This window comes from Rhizobium sp. AG855 (assembly GCF_003610655.1).
Lineage (GTDB): Bacteria > Pseudomonadota > Alphaproteobacteria > Rhizobiales > Rhizobiaceae > Allorhizobium > Allorhizobium wuzhouense.
The window spans coordinates 1,799,699-1,818,669 of record NZ_RAQG01000003.1; the positions used below are offsets into that span (position 1 = coordinate 1,799,699).

General features: G+C 62.2%; 15 protein-coding genes. 2 read left to right on the top strand and 13 right to left on the bottom strand.

Going from position 1 to position 18,971, the window contains the following annotated elements; all coding sequences use genetic code 11:
• Positions 1 to 35: 35 nt before the first annotated feature.
• The 6 genes from scpB to DFO46_RS08815 all read right to left on the bottom strand — a co-directional run bounded on the left by scpB (position 36) and on the right by DFO46_RS08815 (position 8,860).
• Positions 36 to 770, bottom strand: a complete 735-nt coding sequence (scpB, locus tag DFO46_RS08790; RefSeq protein ID WP_245422538.1) for an SMC-Scp complex subunit ScpB — start codon at positions 768 to 770, stop codon at positions 36 to 38.
• Positions 771 to 776: 6 nt separating this feature from the next.
• Positions 777 to 1,574 carry a ScpA family protein gene (locus tag DFO46_RS08795; protein WP_245422607.1) on the bottom strand — a complete coding sequence of 266 codons (798 nt, stop codon included), beginning with the start codon at positions 1,572 to 1,574 and terminating at the stop codon, positions 777 to 779.
• A 71-nt stretch (positions 1,575 to 1,645) separates the two neighbouring features.
• Entirely contained in the window at positions 1,646 to 2,671 is a 1,026-nt protein-coding gene (gene nagZ, locus DFO46_RS08800; RefSeq protein WP_120277044.1) for a beta-N-acetylhexosaminidase, read from the bottom strand.
• A gap of 128 nt (positions 2,672 to 2,799) precedes the next feature.
• On the bottom strand, positions 2,800 to 5,757 hold the full coding sequence (locus DFO46_RS08805) for an SPOR domain-containing protein (RefSeq protein WP_120277045.1): 2,958 nt from the start codon (positions 5,755 to 5,757) through the stop codon (positions 2,800 to 2,802).
• Between the two features lie 65 nt (positions 5,758 to 5,822).
• Positions 5,823 to 7,583, bottom strand: a complete 1,761-nt coding sequence (gene argS, locus DFO46_RS08810; protein WP_110793285.1) for an arginine--tRNA ligase — start codon at positions 7,581 to 7,583, stop codon at positions 5,823 to 5,825.
• A 59-nt stretch (positions 7,584 to 7,642) separates the two neighbouring features.
• Positions 7,643 to 8,860 carry a deoxyguanosinetriphosphate triphosphohydrolase gene (locus tag DFO46_RS08815; protein WP_120277046.1) on the bottom strand — a complete coding sequence of 406 codons (1,218 nt, stop codon included), beginning with the start codon at positions 8,858 to 8,860 and terminating at the stop codon, positions 7,643 to 7,645.
• 196 nt (positions 8,861 to 9,056) lie between these two features.
• On the opposite strand from DFO46_RS08815, the gene erpA reads away from it, so the two are divergent.
• Together erpA and xth are read left to right on the top strand one after the other, a co-directional pair.
• The gene (gene erpA / locus DFO46_RS08820; RefSeq protein WP_110793183.1) at positions 9,057 to 9,389 is read left to right on the top strand and encodes an iron-sulfur cluster insertion protein ErpA; all 333 of its coding nucleotides are present in this window, start codon (positions 9,057 to 9,059) and stop codon (positions 9,387 to 9,389) included.
• 6 nt (positions 9,390 to 9,395) lie between these two features.
• Positions 9,396 to 10,181, top strand: a complete 786-nt coding sequence (gene xth / locus DFO46_RS08825; protein WP_110793286.1) for an exodeoxyribonuclease III — start codon at positions 9,396 to 9,398, stop codon at positions 10,179 to 10,181.
• A gap of 208 nt (positions 10,182 to 10,389) precedes the next feature.
• On the opposite strand, the gene exoR is transcribed toward xth, so the two are convergent.
• From exoR to DFO46_RS08860, 7 genes are all read right to left on the bottom strand, one after another.
• Positions 10,390 to 11,184 carry an exopolysaccharide production regulator ExoR gene (gene exoR / locus DFO46_RS08830; RefSeq protein WP_110793184.1) on the bottom strand — a complete coding sequence of 265 codons (795 nt, stop codon included), beginning with the start codon at positions 11,182 to 11,184 and terminating at the stop codon, positions 10,390 to 10,392.
• Between the two features lie 32 nt (positions 11,185 to 11,216).
• Positions 11,217 to 11,564, bottom strand: coding sequence for a hypothetical protein (locus tag DFO46_RS23870; protein ID WP_120277047.1), 348 nt, complete (start codon positions 11,562 to 11,564; stop codon positions 11,217 to 11,219).
• 178 nt (positions 11,565 to 11,742) lie between these two features.
• Complete coding sequence (locus DFO46_RS08840; RefSeq protein WP_120277048.1) at positions 11,743 to 12,969, bottom strand: outer membrane protein transport protein; 1,227 nt, start codon at positions 12,967 to 12,969, stop codon at positions 11,743 to 11,745.
• A 434-nt stretch (positions 12,970 to 13,403) separates the two neighbouring features.
• A complete protein-coding gene (locus DFO46_RS08845; RefSeq protein WP_120277049.1) occupies positions 13,404 to 16,334 on the bottom strand; it encodes a valine--tRNA ligase in 2,931 nt (976 codons plus the stop codon).
• 115 nt (positions 16,335 to 16,449) lie between these two features.
• On the bottom strand, positions 16,450 to 17,463 hold the full coding sequence (locus tag DFO46_RS08850; RefSeq protein ID WP_120277050.1) for a DUF2497 domain-containing protein: 1,014 nt from the start codon (positions 17,461 to 17,463) through the stop codon (positions 16,450 to 16,452).
• A 191-nt stretch (positions 17,464 to 17,654) separates the two neighbouring features.
• Positions 17,655 to 18,326, bottom strand: a complete 672-nt coding sequence (locus DFO46_RS08855) for a protein-L-isoaspartate O-methyltransferase (RefSeq protein WP_110793287.1) — start codon at positions 18,324 to 18,326, stop codon at positions 17,655 to 17,657.
• A gap of 136 nt (positions 18,327 to 18,462) precedes the next feature.
• Entirely contained in the window at positions 18,463 to 18,789 is a 327-nt protein-coding gene (locus tag DFO46_RS08860; RefSeq protein ID WP_120277051.1) for a hypothetical protein, read from the bottom strand.
• Between the last annotated feature and the right edge of the window lie 182 nt (positions 18,790 to 18,971).

The window sequence follows — 18,971 nt, forward strand, 5'->3', positions numbered from 1 at the left end:
TCCGGGAAAAGCCGGTTACCAATTAAAAGCTGACCCTATTCCTCTGCTTCACCGCCCGGAGTCAAGAGGCCGAGCTCTTCCAGATCGAGCTGGGTGATCGGGTCCTCCTCGTCGGTGAGGTCGTCGGAGCCGAGCGGCATGGGGATGTTGAAGTTGGCCGGGATGCGGCCGGAGAGCAGCCCTGCCCCCTTCAACTCTTCGAGACCGGGCAGATCGCGCAGTTCCTCGAGGCCGAAGTGGTCGAGGAAATCGCGGGTTGTGCCCAGCGTCACCGGGCGGCCGGGCGAGCGGCGGCGGCCACGAAAGCGCACCCAGCCGGCCTCCATCAAGACGTCGAGCGTGCCCTTCGAGGTCTGCACACCCCGGATGTCCTCGATCTCGGCGCGCGTCACCGGCTGATGATAGGCGATGATCGCCAGCACTTCGAGGGCGGCACGGGAGAGCTTCTTGACCTCGGTCTCGTCCTTACGGATGGCGAAGGAGAGATCGGCTGCCGTGCGAAACGCCCAGTGGTCGTCGACCTGGACGAGATTGACGCCGCGACCGGCATACTCGTCCTTCAGCTTGTGAAGCACCGCGCGCGCGTCGATGCCGCGCGGCAGGCGCTCCTCGACAAAACCCGTCGACACCGGTTGGGCAGAGGCAAACACCAGGGCTTCGGCGATCCGCAGCGCTTCCGCCTCATGCCGGGCAATGCTCGCCTCATCGATGACGATTTCGTCCTCGTCATCGGCCCTGTCAGTCACGGGCACTGCGTCAACGTCACTCATCGTCCCTCACTCGACCGCATGAAGGGCTTCGGCCTTCGGACCGCCGCGCATGTAGATCGGCTGGAAGGGGCCGTCCTGGCGAATTTCGAGCCGCCCTTCGCGGACCAGTTCGAGGGATGCGGCAAAGGCGCTCGCGATCGCGGTGACGCGATCCTCAGGCGACGCCAGTAAGCGGATCAGGAACTGATCCAAGGCCGTCCAGTCGCCGATCTCGCCGATCATGCGGGTCAGGATGCCGCGCGCATCGGCCAGCGACCACACGCGCCGCCGTTCGATCGTCACCTGGGTCACGGCCTGGCGCTGGCGAAGCGACGCATAAGCCGAGAGCAGATCGTAGAGGCTGGCCTCATAGGCACTGTCGGCGCGGGCCGGCACATGCTCGGGTGCGCCCCGGGCAAAGACGTCGCGGCCCAGCCTATTGCGGTTGATCAGCCGCGAGGCCGCGTCGCGCATCGCCTCCAGACGTTTCAGGCGGAAGGCGAGCTGGGCCGCCATCTCCTCACCCGAGGGTCCTTCGTCCTTGGCCTGCTGGGGAATGAGCAGGCGCGATTTCAGATAAGCGAGCCAGGCGGCCATCACGAGGTAATCGGCCGCCAGCTCGATGCGAATGCGCCGGGCGCTTTCGATGAAGAGCAGATACTGCTCGGCCAGCGCCAGCACCGAGATGCGTGCCAGATCGACCTTCTGGTTGCGGGCAAGATAGAGCAGGAGGTCGAGCGGACCTTCGAAGCCGGCGACGTCGATCAGCAAAGCCGGGTCGCTTGCGGCCCGATCTTCGGCGGTGTCCTGCCACAGGCTGTCCATCGGCGTCGGCGCCGGCGTTTCGGCGTTCGAGGGCCGGTTGATGACAGTCGGATGGACAGGACCACGCACCATCAGGAGACCGCCATCAAGGTTTCAAACTCGTCGCGCAGCGCCTGCTCGTCGGCATCGTCGGACGCGGTGAAGGCCGCTTCCACGGCGTCCGCCCGCGCACGCGCCTTGCCGGAGAGTTCCGACACGGCGGCGGCAACCGCCTGCATCTCGTCCATATGGCCATGGCAATGCAGGACCACGTCCAGAGCGGCCGCGATGCGGACGGCCCGTTCGCCGATCGTGCCCTGTAGCGCGTTCATCGAGATATCGTCCGACATCAGGAGCCCTTCGAAGCCGATGGCCTTGCGGATGATCTCCTCGGTCACGATGCGTGACGTCGAGGCCGGGAAATCCGGGTCGATGTCGGTATACACGACATGGCAGCTCATGCCCATGAGTTCGTTGGCGAGCGCCTTGAACGGCACGAAGTCATGCGCCTCCAACTCGGCGCGCGGCACGGTGACGACAGGCAGATCGTGATGGCTGTCGGCCATGCCACGCCCATGGCCTGGAATATGCTTCATGACCGGCAACACGCCGCCGGCCTTCAAACCATCCGCAGCCGCCTGCCCCATCAGCGCCACCACATGCGGATCATTCGAATAGGCGCGGTTGCCGATGACATTGCTGGCCCCTGCAATCGGGACGTCGAGCACCGGCAGGCAATCGACATTGATGCCGAGCCGGTAGAGATCGAAGGCATGCAGGCGCGACATCAGCCAGGCAGCCCGCAGGCCCCTTTCCGCGTCAGCATCATAGACTGCGCCGAGTTCGGCGCCAGAGGGATAACGTGGCGCGATCGGCTCGCGAATGCGCTGAACGCGCCCGCCTTCCTGATCGATCAGGACGGGTGCATTGCGACCACCCACCGTCTCGCGCATCTCCGCGACCAGATCCTTCACCTGCTCGGCCTCGCCGATATTGCGGCCGAAGAGGATGAAGCCCCAGGGCTGTTCATCGCGATAAAAGGCCTTCTCGTCTGCGGTCAGGCGCTGACCGAGGCAACCGAGGATCATGGCTTTGGCAGGAGAAGACGTCTGGATCATGGGCGAATCATACCGGGGGTCAGAGGAAAGCCGAAGGTGTCGGCGGGAGACGGATGCGGTTCATGCACAAGAAAAAAGGCGGAACACCCGGTTCCGCCTCGTTTTTTTTCTCAAAGGACTGAGCGTGCTTACTTCGAGACCAGGCAGGTACCGCCCGCCGAGCGATATTGCTCGCAGAGCGCCACAGCGGCATCCTTGGTGCCGGCAACGATACGGACACGGTAATAGGTGCCCTTGCCCGGGATGTCAGCCTGGCGGATCTCGTAGGGTTTGCCGGCCAGAACGCCAAACTTCGACGACAGGCTGCGATAGCTGCGCTGGGCTTCGGCCTCCGATGGCAAGGACGCGATCTGGATTCCATAGCTGCCAGCGGGTGCGGCGGCAGGTGCCGCCGCCGGGCTTGCGGCCGCTGTTTCGGTCGGTGCCGGTGCAGGGGTCGCCGCCGGCTTGGACGGGCGCAGATTGCCCTGATCGGTCACGGTGCCAACGACATTCACCGGCTGGTCGGACGGACGCATGGTCGGGATCGGTGCGTTGACGGCCGGAGCGGCATTGTCTTCGACGGCCGAGGCGGCGGCGACCTCGGCAACAGACTGCGGCGCGGTTTCGGCCGTTGCCGTTGCCGGGTTTGTCGCAGGCGCTGTGGACGCCGTGGTCGCAGCCGGCGTGGCCGCTGCGGTATCCGCCGGCGCGTTCGGGTTGACGACCCGTGTCTCCACCGTCTTCACGGCGTCGTTGCTCTTTGCCGAAGGCACGCTCGGAGCGGCCAGAACGGCCGGCGTTGAAGCCGGTGCGGCAGCCGTCGTCGAGGACGGTGCGGTCCCAGCAGGAGCCGTTTCGGCCGGCACTTCCTGCGCCACCAATGTGCCATCGGGACGCACGATCATCGTCCGCACCTTACGCGGCGTGATCGTTGCCGGATCTTCTGCGGCAGCTGCCGTTTCCTGCGGCTGGCCGTCGGGCAGCAGACGCGGATCTTCGGTTTCACCCACCGGCGTTGCCGCAGCGTCGTTTTCACCTTCGAGCGGCATGGTCTCGGGGATCAGGGTCCGCTGCACCACGTCGACCGGCTCCTCTTCCGAGGAAATCAGGCTGGTCTGCTTGGGATCTTCGACGCCGTTGCCGGCCACGCGATCGTAGACGGCCTTGTCCTGGTTGGGAACGGATTTGCCGCCCGGATTTTCCGGCACGATCTTCACCGGCGTCTTGTCGGCAGCGATGATCTGCGGTTCGCCGCCCGACAGGCTACCAACCGCGCCGTTGCCGAGCCAGGCATAAAGGCCACCGGCCCCCGCCAGCAACAGCAACACGGCCGTGCCGGTCATCAGATAAGGCTTGATGCGCCGGAAGCGGAAGCCCTGAGCCTCGCCGGCGATGGTGATATGACCACGGCTTTCGGGGTCGATCGCGCGGGTGGTGCTGAGCGAGCTGCGCAGATCCTCTTCCAGCGCCTTTTCGAAGGCATCGAAATCGTCGAGCGGAGCCGCCGCTGCGCGCGCGGGCGGAGTGTCGGCCACAACACGGCTGTTGCCGAAGGTCTTTGCCGGCGTCGGCGGTGCAACCGGCTCTTCAAACAGCGTCGCCAGTTCGGCATCGATATCGATGTCGTATTCCGACTGAACCGGGACCGCCGGGCGGTTTTCGGTGACGGGCACCTCAGGCACGTCCAGCGCACCCACGCTTTCGAGATGATCTTCCTGCTCGGAGATTTCCGAAGGATCGAAACCGAAGCCGTCATCGACGGAATAGGCTGGCGGGACATAAGCCTGCTGGACAACAGGCTGCGGGGCCGGTGCCAGCGGTTGGGCAACGGGTTGCGGCCGTGCAGGCGCCGTCACGGCAGACGGCGCATAGCTGCCGGCATCTGGGGTGAAGCGCATGTCCGGTTCGACACGACGGGGAGAAACCGGTGCTGCAACCGAAGGCCAGGCTGCGGCAACCACAGGCGCGGCAGCAGCAGTGACGGCGGCATAGGCCGGTGCGGCCGGTTCGATCGCCAAAGGCTTTGCAGCCGGCGCAACGGGCGCCACAGGTTCGATTTCCGAGAGATCGAGCGCCAGATCCAGTTCATCCAGCTTCAGCTCGAAATCCTGATCGCCGAACGGATCGAAATCATCGTCCGACACCGGCTCGGCAACATTCCTGGCTGGTGCCGTCGCGTTGGCGGACGGTGCAGCATCCAGTTCATCGTCAAGCGACAGGTCTGCGGAAAAGTCGAAGGAGAAATCCGGCTCGTTGCGGGTGGTTACCTGCGGGGCTGGCTCCGCTTTCGGCGCAGCAGCGAAGGATCCGGTACCGGCAGCCTCGACCGGCAGATCGGCCAAATCAGGACCAACGATGCTCGACGTCTGCCCCTCAGGCTCACCAAAGGAGAAAGCGCCCGTCGCCCATTCGAAGACGGGTTCCTGGCTGACGGCGGGCGCGGCCACCGGCTGCGCCTCGACCTTGGCGACAACAGGTGCCTCAACCTCGGGGGCAAGCGCTTCGATGCGCGGCGACAGTTCGGGCTCTGCGCGACGAACCGGCTGAACCTGCGCCGAAAAATTGGCAAGCGGCAGTCGCAGACGGGGCTGCTCGACCTGATGCGACGGCACAGGGCGAATATCGGCATCGGCGACGGCCAGCTCGAGTTCGTCCGCAAGATCGTAGGAAATGGCAGGCTCAGGCGCCGCCTGCACCTCCGCCACCAGCGGCTCGTCATACCGCTCGACGGCAGCCGAAGAGACCGGCGGAGCATAAGACGGAATATCGACGTCGAAGTCGGGCGCGGCAGGTTCGAAGCTCGGCTCTTCGCGCATCGAGACCTGCACCGGAGAGATGGGCGCGTGCGGAACGACAGGCTCCGGCGCGCGCATGTCCGGCATGGACGACGAAGGCTGCTCATAGCCTTCGAACTCGCGCATCAGCTCGTCTTCAAGATTGAATTCGCTCGACGACATGTCAGGCGCGGGCGGCAGCGACACAACAGGCTCGCGCTTCAACGGCTGATCAAAGCCGACAATACGGGCAAGCTCCGCCAACGGATCGTCATCCGCGAAACCATCGCCCTGCGATCGAATGCTGTTTGCAGCCTGCTGCTGTACCATACCCTGTTCCACTCACTTACGCGACCATACGCCTGCCAGCGCAATGTGGGGAATTGGTGACACTGCTATCGCATCTCAACCGGTGCTTCGGTGCCCGTAATGGCCAGTCCCGATTTCAACACGGAGGCGACAGCATGCACCAGCCCAAGCCTGGCGATGGTTAATTCTCTATGTTTATCGTTAACAAAGCGTAATTCGGGCGAATCCTTGCCCTTATTCCAGTGCGTATGCAGCGAGCTTGCCAGATCATGCAGGTAAAATGCAAGTCGATGCGGCTCTTGCGACAATGCTGCCGCCTCGATCAGGCGCGGATATTCGGCCAGTTTCGCCACCAGAGCCAGTTCCGTCGGATCTTCGATCTGTCCCATTACGGCACCGGCGAGGTCGAGTGTCTCGATCTCGAGATCGGGGAAGGCTTCCTTCGCCTGGCGCAGAATCGACATGCAACGGGCATGAGCATACTGCACGTAGAAGACCGGATTGTCCTTTGACTGCTCCGTCACCTTGGCGAAGTCGAAGTCGAGCGGTTCGGAATTCTTCCGGTAGAGCATCATGAAACGCACCGAATCGCGGCCGACTTCCTCGACCACTTCGCGCAATGTCACGAAATCGCCCGAGCGCTTCGACATCTTCACCGGTTCGCCGTCACGGTAGAGCTTGACCAGCTGGCACAGCAGCACGGTCAGCTTCGACTTGCCTTCGGACACAGCCCGGTTCACGGCCTCGAGCCGCTTCACATAGCCGCCATGGTCGGCGCCGAGCACATAGATCATCTCGGAGAAGCCGCGATCGAACTTGTCCTTGAAGTAGGCCACGTCGGCGGCGAAATAGGTGTAGGAGCCATCCGACTTCATCAGCGGCCGGTCGATGTCGTCACCCACTTCGGTCGAGCGGAACAGCGTCTGCTCGCGATCTTCCCAGTCTTCCGGCAGCTGGCCCTTCGGCGGCGGCAGCGTGCCGCGATAGACGTGGCCCTTGAAGGTGAGGTCATTGATCGCGGTGCGGATCTTCGCGGCATTGCTGGCATGCAGCGTGCGCTCCGAGAAGAAGACGTCGTGATGGACGTTGAGCGTCGCCAGATCGTCGCGGATCATCGCCATCATTGCGGCGATCGCCTTCTCCTTGACGATCGCAAGCATCTCGTCTTCCGGCATGGTCAGGAGCTTGGTGCCGTATTCGGCGGCGAGCTCCTTGCCGACCGGAACGAGGTAGTCGCCCGGATAGAGGCCGGCCGGGATCTCGCCAATATCCTCACCCAGCGCTTCGCGATAGCGCAGGAAGGCTGAGCGCGCGAGAACGTCGATCTGCGCGCCGGCATCGTTGATGTAATATTCCTTGGTGACCTCGTATCCGGCAAAGCCCAGCAGGTTTGCCAGCGTGTCGCCAACCACGGCGCCACGGCAATGGCCGACATGCATCGGCCCCGTCGGGTTCGCCGAAACATATTCGACATTGACCTTGTGGCCCTTGCCAACTGGCGAGCGGCCGAAATCGGTGCCTTCCCGGATGATGGTGGCGAGCAGCCGCTGCCAATAGGCAACCGACAGGCGGATGTTGATGAAGCCGGGGCCGGCCACACCCACATCTGCAATGTCAGGATCCTGCTTCAGCTTCTCGCCGATCAGATCGGCCAGCGCGCGCGGGTTCATGCCCATGCCCTTGGCCAGCACCATGGCGGCATTGGTCGCGGCGTCGCCATGGCTCGGATCGCGCGGCGGCTCGACCACGATGCGGCTGAAGTCGAGGCTGTCGCGCTTCTCGCGCACGACCTCGATCTCGTCGAGCGCTGCTTTGATCCGGGTTTCGAAATCGGCGAAGAGGTTCATGGCATATCCCTGCATGCAGGCGGATTTCCGGCTGCATTCCTTCAGAATTTGTCGGCTGACTATCGTAATTCAGGAGTCCGGTCAAACAGCTCGCGATGCACGCGCACCGCGTAGGTGTCCGTCATGCCCGCAAGATAGTCGGCAACATGGCGTGCCTTCTGGCCGTCGTTCAGGCCCGAAATATGGTTCACCCAGAAGTGACTCTTCATCAGCTTCGGATCGGCCATATAGGCGGTGAAGAGATCGGTGACGATCTCGGCCGCTGCCGCGCGGATTCGCATGATGTCGGGGTGCCGGTAGATCCGGCTGAACAGCAGTTTCTTGATCGCCTTGTCGGTTTCGGCCATCTGGTCGGAAAAGGTGGCAATCGTCATCGAGGCCGCGCGCACATCCTCGACGCTTTGCGGCTCGACCGTCCTCAGTCGATCCTGAGCCACGCCGATCACATCCTCGACCATGCGGGTGATCTGCCGGCGCATGATCTCGTGGGTGAACCTGTCAGGGTCGAGATGCGGATAGCGATCGCGGACCTCTTTCATCAGACCGGCGAGGAAAGGCACGTCTTCCAGCATCTCGAAATTGAGATAACCGGAGCGCAGGCCATCGTCGATGTCATGCGTGTTGTAGGCGATGTCGTCGGCGATCGCCGCGACCTGGGCCTCAAGTCCGGCAAAGCTCGACAGCTCCAGATCGTGGATCTCGCAATAGTCGAGGATCGGCTGCGGAACCGGGCCGCGCGTCCCCTGCCCGTCCTTGGTCAGCAGCGGACCATTGTGCTTGACCAGGCCTTCCAGCGTCTCCCAGGTGAGGTTCAGCCCGTCGAAATCGGCATAACGCCGCTCCAGCTTGGTGACGATGCGCAGCGACTGGGCATTGTGATCGAAGCCGCCATAGGGTTTCAGCACCTCGTGCAGCGCATCTTCGCCCGTGTGACCGAAAGGCGTGTGACCGAAGTCGTGGACAAGGGCCACGCCTTCCGCGAGATCCTCGTCGAGCTTCAGGGCACGCGCCAGCGCACGGGCGATCTGGGCCACCTCGATCGTGTGGGTAAGACGGGTGCGGTAGTGATCGCCATCCGGGCCGATGAAGACCTGGGTCTTGTGCTTCAGGCGGCGAAAGGCAGTCGTATGGACGATCCGGTCCCGGTCGCGCTGAAACTCGGAGCGCGTGAGGCTGCCGCCCTCTTCGAAGAGCCGGCCACGGCTTTTCCACGGATCGGTGGCGTATACCGCCCGCTGCCCGGTGCCGAATCCCAGTGCTGCTTGATCGATCGTCATGCCTGTGCCGCCTGCTCCCCATTGACGCAACTCTTGTGCCTTCATACCTATAGCGGACAAAGCCGCAAGGCGATGCGGGTTGCGAACCGATTTCGCGCCGCCGCGCCGGATCAAAAATCGCGCTTTTGCGTGACAATGCGGTGATTTGCGAAGAAAAGACCGTTTTCACCGGGCCTTGAACCCGGCAGGAGGCCGAATGAGCACCGAGACCGTCACCCTTTCCGAAGCCGCAGCGAAGCGAATCGCTGCGATCGTCGCGGCCGATGCCGACAAGCAGGCGCTGCGCGTCTCCGTCGAAGGCGGCGGCTGTTCCGGCTTTTCCTACAAGTTCGACCTCGACCAGCAGCCGGCAAATGACGATATCGTCATCACCCGCGATGGTGCCACCGTGCTGATCGATCCCGTTTCGCTGATCTATATGGCCGGATCGGAAATCGACTTCGTCGACAACCTGCTTGGCCAGTCGTTCCAGATCAAGAACCCCAATGCGGTGGCGAGCTGCGGCTGCGGCACCAGCTTCTCCGTGTGAGTGATGATGAAAATAGCCACCTGGAACATCAACGGCGTCAAGGCGCGCATCGAGAACCTGTGCCAGTGGCTTAAGGACAGCCAGCCCGACATCGTCTGCCTGCAGGAAATCAAGTCGGTCGATGAGGGGTTTCCGAGACTCGAGATCGAAGCGCTCGGCTATCACGTCGAGACGCATGGCCAGAAGGGTTTTAACGGCGTCGCGATCCTCTCCAAGCTGAAGCCGGATGAAGTGAACCGCGGCCTGCCGGGCGACGACACCGACGAACAGGCCCGGTTCATCGAAGGCGTCTTTTCCGTCGATGGTGGCGTCGTGCGCGTCTGCTCGCTCTATCTGCCCAATGGCAACCCGTCCGACGATCCGGTCAAATACCCTTACAAGCTTGCCTGGATGGCGCGTCTCGAAGCCTTCGCGCGCGACCGCATGGCGCTCGAGGAGCCGTTGATCCTGGCCGGCGACTACAATGTCATCCCCGAACCGCATGACGCCAAGGACCCGAGCCAGTGGGTGACCGACGCGCTGTTCCTGCCCCAGACGCGGGCCGCCTTCCGGCGGCTGGAAAACCTCGGCTTCGTCGATGCCGTTCGCGCCACAACGGACGAGGCGCCTCTCTTTTCCTTCTGGGATTATCAGGCCGGCGCCTGGCAGAAAAACAATGGCATCCGCATCGATCACCTGATGCTGTCGCCGGAAGCGTCCGACCGGCTGCGTTCGGCCGAGATCGAAAAACATGTGCGGGCCTGGGAAAAGCCGTCGGATCATGTGCCTGTCGCCGGCTATTTCAACTTCTAGATCATTTCCGTATTTCATGGAAACACAGAAATGATCTAACCCTTTGTTATTACGCAATTCCGGACGCGAAACCGATTTCCACTTTCGCTGGAATTGCTCTAGACACCCGCCTGACGATATCGCGAAAACGCAAAAAGGACGCCCAGCCGGCGTCCTTTTTTGTTTTCCATGCCCCTTCGCGGAGCCTGGTTTCCACCAGAGCCGGACGTCAGTCGCCCTGTTCGTAGACCTTCGGTGCGAGCACCACGGCGACGCGCCGATCTTCCTCCGACGCCAGGGAGAAAGCGTGCTCCTGCAGATCCTGCATCCAGGGACAATCCTTGGGATTGCAGCGATCCAGCGCCGCCGTCAGGAAAGCGAGACCGCGAACCGTCTGACCCTCTTCGAAGAGCACATTGCCAAAGACGGACATGGCGCCGGCATGGCCGCTCTTGCGGGCAAGGTTCAGCCACTTCTTGGCCTGCTGGACGTTGACGCTGCCGCCCTCGCCCGCCAGGATCATGCGGGCTAGCTGAAACTGCGCCTCCGGCACCCCGAAGGTCGAGGCCACCTGGAAATAGATCTGGCGCGCCTGGGCGAGATCGGCCTTGACCGGCGTCTCGGGAATACCCTGGCGATAGTAGCGGGCCAAAGACAGAAGCGCATTGACGAAGAAGCCGGTGTCTTCCGAACCGGGTTCGATCCCCTGGTTGGCGATTTCGGCATAGATCTTGAAGGCTTCGAAGTCGTTCTCAACGACCCCGTCACCGGCGGCATACATATTGGCGAGCGCCCAGCGCGAACCGGTATGGCCCTTCTCGGCCGCGTAGCGATAGGCTTCGACGGCCTCCTGCTTCTGGCCCTTCTTGTAGGCGTTGAAGCCGAACTTGAAGAGATCGAATGGGCCGGACTCCTTGTTGACGCCGGCATTCATGTCGAAGGCCTGTGCCGACGGGCTCAGAGACAGCAGAAATGCGGTCGCCGTCAGAAGTAGAGCCGAAGACTTCCAGTCCCTTATCCGCATGGTTGCGTCGTTCTTCCAAGACATGACTGACATCACGACACCCGCCTCGCCGCCATGGCCAGACCAAATGCGTCCGATGTGAAGATACCGCAAGATGGATGAACGGAGGGTTCATAACCAATCTCGATATCATGGCGATCGATGCGCCACCGTTGCTTATCATCTAACATGACGAAGAGAGTAGAACCGATTTCCGGCAAGACTGGGACGCTCGATATTTCGTGCATCCGTTCGTTGTCCGGAACCACCGACCGCTCCCCGAAAGCGACCGAAACCATTTGTATTCGAACCCTATTTTCGCCCCTGAGGCTCATTCTCAACTCACACACCACCCGAAGGCCACCCGCCGGAAACAGCGCCCCGCCGTCTCTGGGGATCACCGGTGCTCTTCGTTTGTGGCGGGAAATGGACAAATTGGGCGCAACCCGATCCTGCCATCAAGGATAGAGTCAATGTTGCAGAATCAACACATTCCGGAAAGCTGAAAAACACGTGAGGCCTGGCCGAAACGAATGAAGCCCGGACAAGCCGGGCTTCGATCAACGGTTTAAACGAAGATCAGAAGGAGATCTTGTAGGAGGCGCTGACGGCATAGGCCCAGTCGCCACCCACGGTGGCATTGAAGTCTGCGCCTTGAGCCGTGGACTGCGAGCCTTCCGTCAGGTAGGTCGCGGCCGCACCGAGACGAACCACACCGGGGCCAGCCTTGATCTGCGTGCCGGCACCGATCGTCCAGGTGTCGGTCATGATGTCGGCACCCGTGCCAACGCCACGATCCCAGGTCAGGCTGATCGCACCGGAAATCTTATCCGTAAAGTTGTGGCCAACGCCGCCGGAAATGGTCCAGCCATCCTGCCAGAAGAAGTCCTTGGTCTGCGGACCAAGGCCGGTAATCCGGTAATTCAACGTCTGCAGGACGCTCCAGTCGGTCCATTTGACCGAGCCGAAGGCGAGCCAGTCAGGCGCAATACCGCTTTGCAGGCTCAACTCGAGCGACTGGGGCAGCGTGCCGTTGCCGGTCGAGGACAGCTGAGTGCCCAGCGGGATCGGCCCGCCGAAGGCGCCCGGAAGACTTGCGAGCGGGGCGGCAGACGTGAAGACGCCTTCCGCATCATGCTCTACTTTCGAGCGGTACATGAGTTCGGCCCGCAGCGCATATTCCTTGATCTCATAGGCGGCGCCGAAACGGTAACCCATCTCGCCGTCGTCGCGCAGGTTCAGCGTGCCATAGTCCTTGACCTCAGTGTAATCGAAGGACTGCGTGAACAGGCCGCCGAGAACCGAGAACCGACCCTGGCCAGCATCCACGCTCACGGCGCAAGTGCCGCCGAGTTCAGTGGTCTTGAATTGCGATGAGAGAACTGCGTTACCGCCGATAAACAGCGGGATCTTGCCGGCGCCGACCGGCGCAAGAATGGCCTCGGCTCTATCGGCGTTGCGGTCCGCCGCCCGAGCATCGGCGCCATATTCGGACTTGGCACCGAAAGGTTCGGTATAGGTCAGGGCGCAGGAAAAGTTATCCGATACGCGGAACTTGGCCGAGAAGCTCGGAATGCTGTAGTTCTGGGTGAAATCGTCGTCACTGGTGCTGGCACCGTTGATCGAGTCGTAACCGCGCTGCGGCATGACATAGACATAGCCGGCGCGCGCCGCGATATCGCCATCCTCATAGAGAATGTCCGTATCTGCCTCACCGCGCGAGAAGCCACCGGCCTGCGCTCCTCCCACAAAGGCGCAAGCGGCAATCAGTCCGAGGGCGGTCGTCTTTTTCAGGTTGTTCGCCATGTCTCTCCCCAATTCAGGCAAAACTGTGATTTGCCATACTAGACATGTGCGACAGAATGACAATCGGGTTGCATTTGTCAGCGCGGTCCACCAGTGCCGAAATTTTTACGTAATTTATTTGACGAACACGTCAAACGGCGGCCCGCTTGGATGATTATTGCGCCAAATGCCGATTTTTTGGCCAGACAGAGAATGATGTTTCGCTTGCGACACTGCCTGTTGCGTGACAGCCACATCGCATAGCTTCATCTGACGAAGATCAAAGACGGCGAAAAATCGACGCCACCCACCAAAAATCAAGGGGATATATCTGGTTATCGTGCGGACTCGAACATTCCGACGACGGCCTGCCTCCCTGCTCGGCCGAAGGCACAACGGAAAAGGGCCAGGCGTTGCCGCCCGGCCCTTGGAAATCCATTCCTTTTGAGGGGGGATCAGATCGCCTCGATAACCCGCTTCAGAGCCGTTTCCAGGTTGGCCTTCTGAACTTCCAGTTCCTGGTAGCGCTCGCGTTCGGCAGCAACCACCTCCGGATTGGCATTGGCGACGAATTTCTCGTTGCCCAGTTTGCCTGCGATGCGGGCCATTTCCTGGTCGACCTTGCCGATCGCCTTTTCAATGCGGGCTTTTTCCGCGTTGAGATCGATCAGCGCACCGAGCGGCAGGCAGGCGGTGGCCTCACCCACCACGATCTGGGCTGCGCCCTTGGGCGCCTCCTCGGCGATTGCAATCGTCTCGACGCGGGCAAGCCGCTTGATCGAGGCTTCATGGCGCGACAACCGCTCCTGGGTCACGCCGTTGGCACCGACCACCACCAGCGGAGCGACAGCGCCCGGGGGCACGTTCATTTCGGAACGCGCCGAACGGATGCCGGTGACGAGGTCGATCAGCCAGTTGATGTCGGCGGCCGAGTTTTCGTCCGAAAACTCCGGCGTCGGCCAGTCAGCATGGCAAAGCAGGGTGTCACGCGAAGCGCCCTCGCCGGCTGTGTGGGCCCAGAGTTCTTCGGTCATGAACGGCATGAAGGGATGGAGCATCTTGTAGATCTGCTCCAGGACATAGGCCGCACAGGCCTGCGCTTCGTTCTTCGCCAGTTCGTCCTCACCCATGAAGACGGGCTTCAGCAGCTCGAGATACCAGTCGCAGAACTGGTTCCAGACAAAGCGGTAAAGGCTGCTGGCCGCATCGTTGAAGCGGTAGCTTTCGATCGCCTCGGTGACTTCGCGCTCGGTGCGCGCCAGTTCTGTGAGGATCCAGCGGTTGATGGCCAGCGAGGTCGTTTCCGGCAGGAAGGCCGAATCGGCCTTGACGCCGTTCATCTCGGCAAAGCGCGTGGCGTTCCACAGCTTGGTGCCGAAGTTGCGGTAGCCGGCGATGCGGGCCGGGTCGAGCTTCACGTCGCGACCTTGCGCTGCCATGATCGCCAGCGTGAAACGCAGGGCGTCGGCACCGTATTCGTCGATCAGTTCCAGCGGGTCGATGACGTTGCCCTTGGACTTCGACATCTTCTGGCCGTTCTTGTCGCGAACCAGGGCATGGACATAGACCGTGTGGAAGGGCTCGACCGGCGTGCCGTCCTCGTCCTTCATGAAGTGCAGGCCCATCATCATCATGCGGGCGACCCAGAAGAAGATGATGTCGAAGCCGGTGACCAGCACGTCGGTCTGATAATACTTCGCCAGTTCCGGCGTCTCGTCCGGCCAGCCAAGTGTCGAGAAGGGCCAGAGCGCCGATGAGAACCACGTGTCGAGCACGTCCTCGTCGCGGGTCAGGATCTCGCCCGGTGCGAAGTTTTCGAGCTTCTCCTCGACCCAAGCCTTCCACGGGCCTTCATGGGCGATGTAGTGCTGGATCGCCGAATGCAGCGCCTCTTCCTCGGTCTTTTCGACGAAGACCTGCCCGTCCGGGCCATACCAAGCCGGGATCTGGTGCCCCCACCAGAGCTGGCGGGAGATGCACCAGGGCTCGATATTCTCCATCCACTCGAAGTAGGTCTTTTCCCAGTTCTTCGGAACGAAGTTGGTGCGGCCTTCGCGAACCGAAGCAATCGCAGGTTCGGCCAGCGTCTTTGCGTCAGCAAACCACTGGTCGGTCAGCATCGGCTCGATGACGACGCCGGAGCGGTCGCCAAAGGGCTGCATGATCTTCTTGTTTTCGACGAAAGGAATGTCATTGCCTTCGGCGTCCTTCACCGTGACGGCGAGCCCTTCGGCATTGATCGCATCGATGATGCGCTTGCGGGCTTCGTAGCGGTCGAGCCCGCGATAGTCGTCGGGCACGAGATTGATGTCGTCGACTTCTGCCTCGTTCGGCAGATGGCCGGTCTTGGCGATGTCGAGTGCCCGCGCCGCGTAGACTGCGTAGTCCTCGCCGTCGTCGCGCATCTTCGCCTGGGTATCCATCAGGCGGTAGAGCGGGATCTTGTTGCGGCGGGCGACCTGATAGTCGTTGAAATCATGCGCGCCGGTGATCTTGACGGCACCCGAACCGAATTTCGGATCCGGATACTCGTCGGTGATGATCGGGATCAGGCGGCGATGTTCCTTCGGCCCAACAGGGATTTCGCAAAGCTTGCCGACGATCGGCGCATAGCGTTCGTCCGAGGGGTGGACGGCAACGGCGCCGTCACCCAGCATCGTCTCAGGACGCGTGGTGGCGATCGAGATGTAGTTGCGCTCCTCCTGGAAGGTGACGTTGCCTTCCTCGTCCTTCTCGACATAGGTATAGGTCGCACCACCGGCGAGCGGATACTTGAAGTGCCACATATGGCCTTCAACTTCCTTGTTCTCGACCTCGAGATCGGAAATCGCCGTCTCGAACTTCGGGTCCCAGTTGACCAGGCGCTTGCCGCGATAAATCAGGCCTTCCTTGTAGAGCGTGACGAAGACTTCGAGCACGGCCTGAGAGAGCCCCTCGTCCATGGTGAAGCGTTCGCGCGACCAGTCGCAGGAGGCGCCGAGGCGCTTCAACTGGTTGAAGATCAGGCCGCCCGATTCTTCCTTCCACTCCCAGACACGCTCGATGAAGGCCTCGCGGCCCATGTCGCGGCGCGAGAGGTTCTGGCCGTTTTCGGCGAGCTTGCGCTCGACGACCATCTGCGTCGCGATACCGGCATGGTCCATGCCCGGCTGCCACAGCACGTCCTTGCCGCGCATGCGCTCGAAGCGGACCATGATGTCCTGCAGCGTGTTGTTCAGCGCGTGGCCCATGTGCAACGAGCCGGTCACGTTCGGCGGCGGGATCACGATGGTGAAGGTGTCCTCGCCCGGCTTCGCATTGGCGCCGGCGCGAAACGCATCCGCGTCTTCCCAGGCTTTGGCGATCTTCGGTTCGACGGCGGCTGAATCATAGGTCTTTTCGAGCATTTTCCGACCGGTTTCTTCGAGTTCTGGATGTGGGTTGGTAAATAGGACTGGCAAAACCAAGTCAATAAAAAAGGCCGCTCTTTCGAGCGGCCCATGATCCCCAGGGGGACTTCAATCAGCGCCGCGGACCGCGGGCGACACGTTCGATCTCCTCGCGCACGAGGCGTTCGACCAGGGTCGGCAGATTGTCGTCCAGCCAGTCCTTGAGCATCGGACGCAGCATTTCCTCGGCCATCTCGTCGAGCGAGCGACGCTCCTGGCCGTCGATGGCAGCGGCGAGATCCGAGAAGGAACGGGAGACCTGTTCGACGGTTGCTGCTGAAACCAGGGCCGTCAAATCAGTACCGGCACTCGACAGGGGCGCATCTTCGACCACAGGTTCCGGCCTCGGTTCGGCGGCCAGATGCATGGCGATCGCATCGAAGGATGGCGCGCGCGGTTCTTCACGCTGCATCTCCAACTGCATTTCGGGCATGTCCCGACGTTCCGGCTCGATCACCGGTGCCTGGCTCGTCGCCTGAGGGGCGGCCGGCATCATGGCAGGGGCCGGGCGCGCGGGCACGGGTTCGGCGGCAACAGGGGTTTCGGGTGCCTGCGGGGGTCTGACCGCCACCGGGGCCTGCTTGATCTCGACCGAAATCGACGGCCGGAGCTGCGGGGCGCGCAGTTCGGCAAGCCGCGCGGTCATCAGCGGGCTTTCACCGCGCGAGGGCTGCATGTCACGGGGAGCGGCCATCGGCTGTTCGACAGCGGGCGCGGCGGTTACCGGCGCGGCGACGGCGGCTGACGGCTGAACCGGACGTTCGGTGCGCTCGGAGGCGGAACGGACACGGGCAGCGAGATCGGCCAGCGAAACGCTGCGGGATGCTTCCGGCTGGACCTGAGCCTCGACGCGCTGCGGTGCCGGCGCGGCCGGTCCGGGATCGTTTGCGGGGGTGAAATCCACGCTTTCATAGCTGAAATCGACTTCGGCCTGGCGCAGAGCCGGCGCATGAGCGCCCTCGTCCATCTCGTCGCTGTCACTCGCGAAGGTTTCGCCCGAAACCGGGTCATTGCTTTCGATGATCCGGCGGATCGATGCCAGGATCTCTTCCATGGACGGTTCACGCGCTACGCTTGGCTGAGCCATACTAATCCCCGTTGTCCTCAAGATCATCGGCGACGACCTTGCCGCCAACCGATTCGCGCTCACCCTAGGATACGCGCCTCAGGAAAAAAATCACGCAGGCTCCCGCAATTGGCGTGATGCACAGCTTTGTTCGCCCAGAACGCAAAAGGCCCGCACGCAGCGGGCCTTCGGCAGTTTCATGGGGACACCCGTCAGAAGACGAATTCGGCCGCCTTGCGGAAGCCCGGCAGCGGTTTGACCGCAGCATTGAAATATTCGGTGTAGGACACCGTGCCGCCGGCCTTCACATAAAGACGGGCACGCGCCGCATTGCCATACCCCACGACGGCGACGAGACGGCCGCCTTCGCGCAGCTGGCCGAGCAGCGCATCCGACAGATGCTCCACCGCGCCGTTGACGAAGATCACGTCATAGGGCGCCTCGGCCGGATAGCCGGCTTCGAGGTTGCCAGCGACGACCGCGACATTGTCGTAGCCGAGCGAGGAGAGCTTTTCGGTCGCACGCAGCACCAGCGCCTCGTCCGATTCGACCGCCACGACGGAGCCTGCGACCAGCGACAGAAGAGCTGCCGCATAACCGGCGCCACAGCCGATTTCGAGCACGAGGTCGTCCTTGGTGATGGCCGCCAGCTGCAAAAGCTTGGCAAGCGGCGACGGCTCCATGATGTAGCGCGCCGGATTGCCGTTGGCAGCCGGGGCAACCTGCATGTCCTCGTCGATATAGGCGAGCGGCTTCAGTTCCGCCGGAACGAAGGCTTCACGGGGCACCGAAAGGAAGGCCGTCAGCACCGAGTGGGACGTGACGTCCGTGGTCCTGATCTGGTTGTCCACCATCTTGGTGCGTGCTGCTGCGTAATCCATCATGTCCTGTCGCCCCATCTCGGCCGGTCGGGTTTTCCCCCGTGTCTTTAATTGCAGGGCGAGCGCCTTTCAAGTCACGGGCAGGCTTCGGGAACAGATTATCATTGCACGCCCTCAGACCCGCCCGCCAAAAAGGGCGTCACTCTGCGATCGTGTAGCTGCCGGTCTCGCAGAAATCGACCTTGTCGCGCAGGTCGTAGTAGCTGTCACCCTCGAAGACCACCCGGATCCTGTAGACACAGGCATCGGTGCCGTCGTCGATGGTCAACTGCCGCGACTTTCCGCCATAGAGCCCCTTCTTGCGCAGAAGCTCGACGCTCTTGCCGCCATCGACCGGCGAGACGTGAACCTGCACGACCATGTTGGACGTCTTGTTTTCAAGCGTGAAGGACAAAGTTTCCGCCGAAGCGGCAAGTGGCACGGACAGAAGAAAGGCGGTTGCAAGAACAGAGACGGCGGCGCGCATGTGTAAAACTCCCGGATTGGACAATGTCCGTGACCTGCGCTGCCGGGACTTTCGGGACAAGCGGGTAGATCGGCCAGTTTCGGGCGCATCCCGGCCTGAGCCTCGATCAGCACAGATTTGGCCGCTAAACTTCTGCGACACGGGAGACAGCCACGCAATAAAACGCCTCTAGAGGCAGCCAT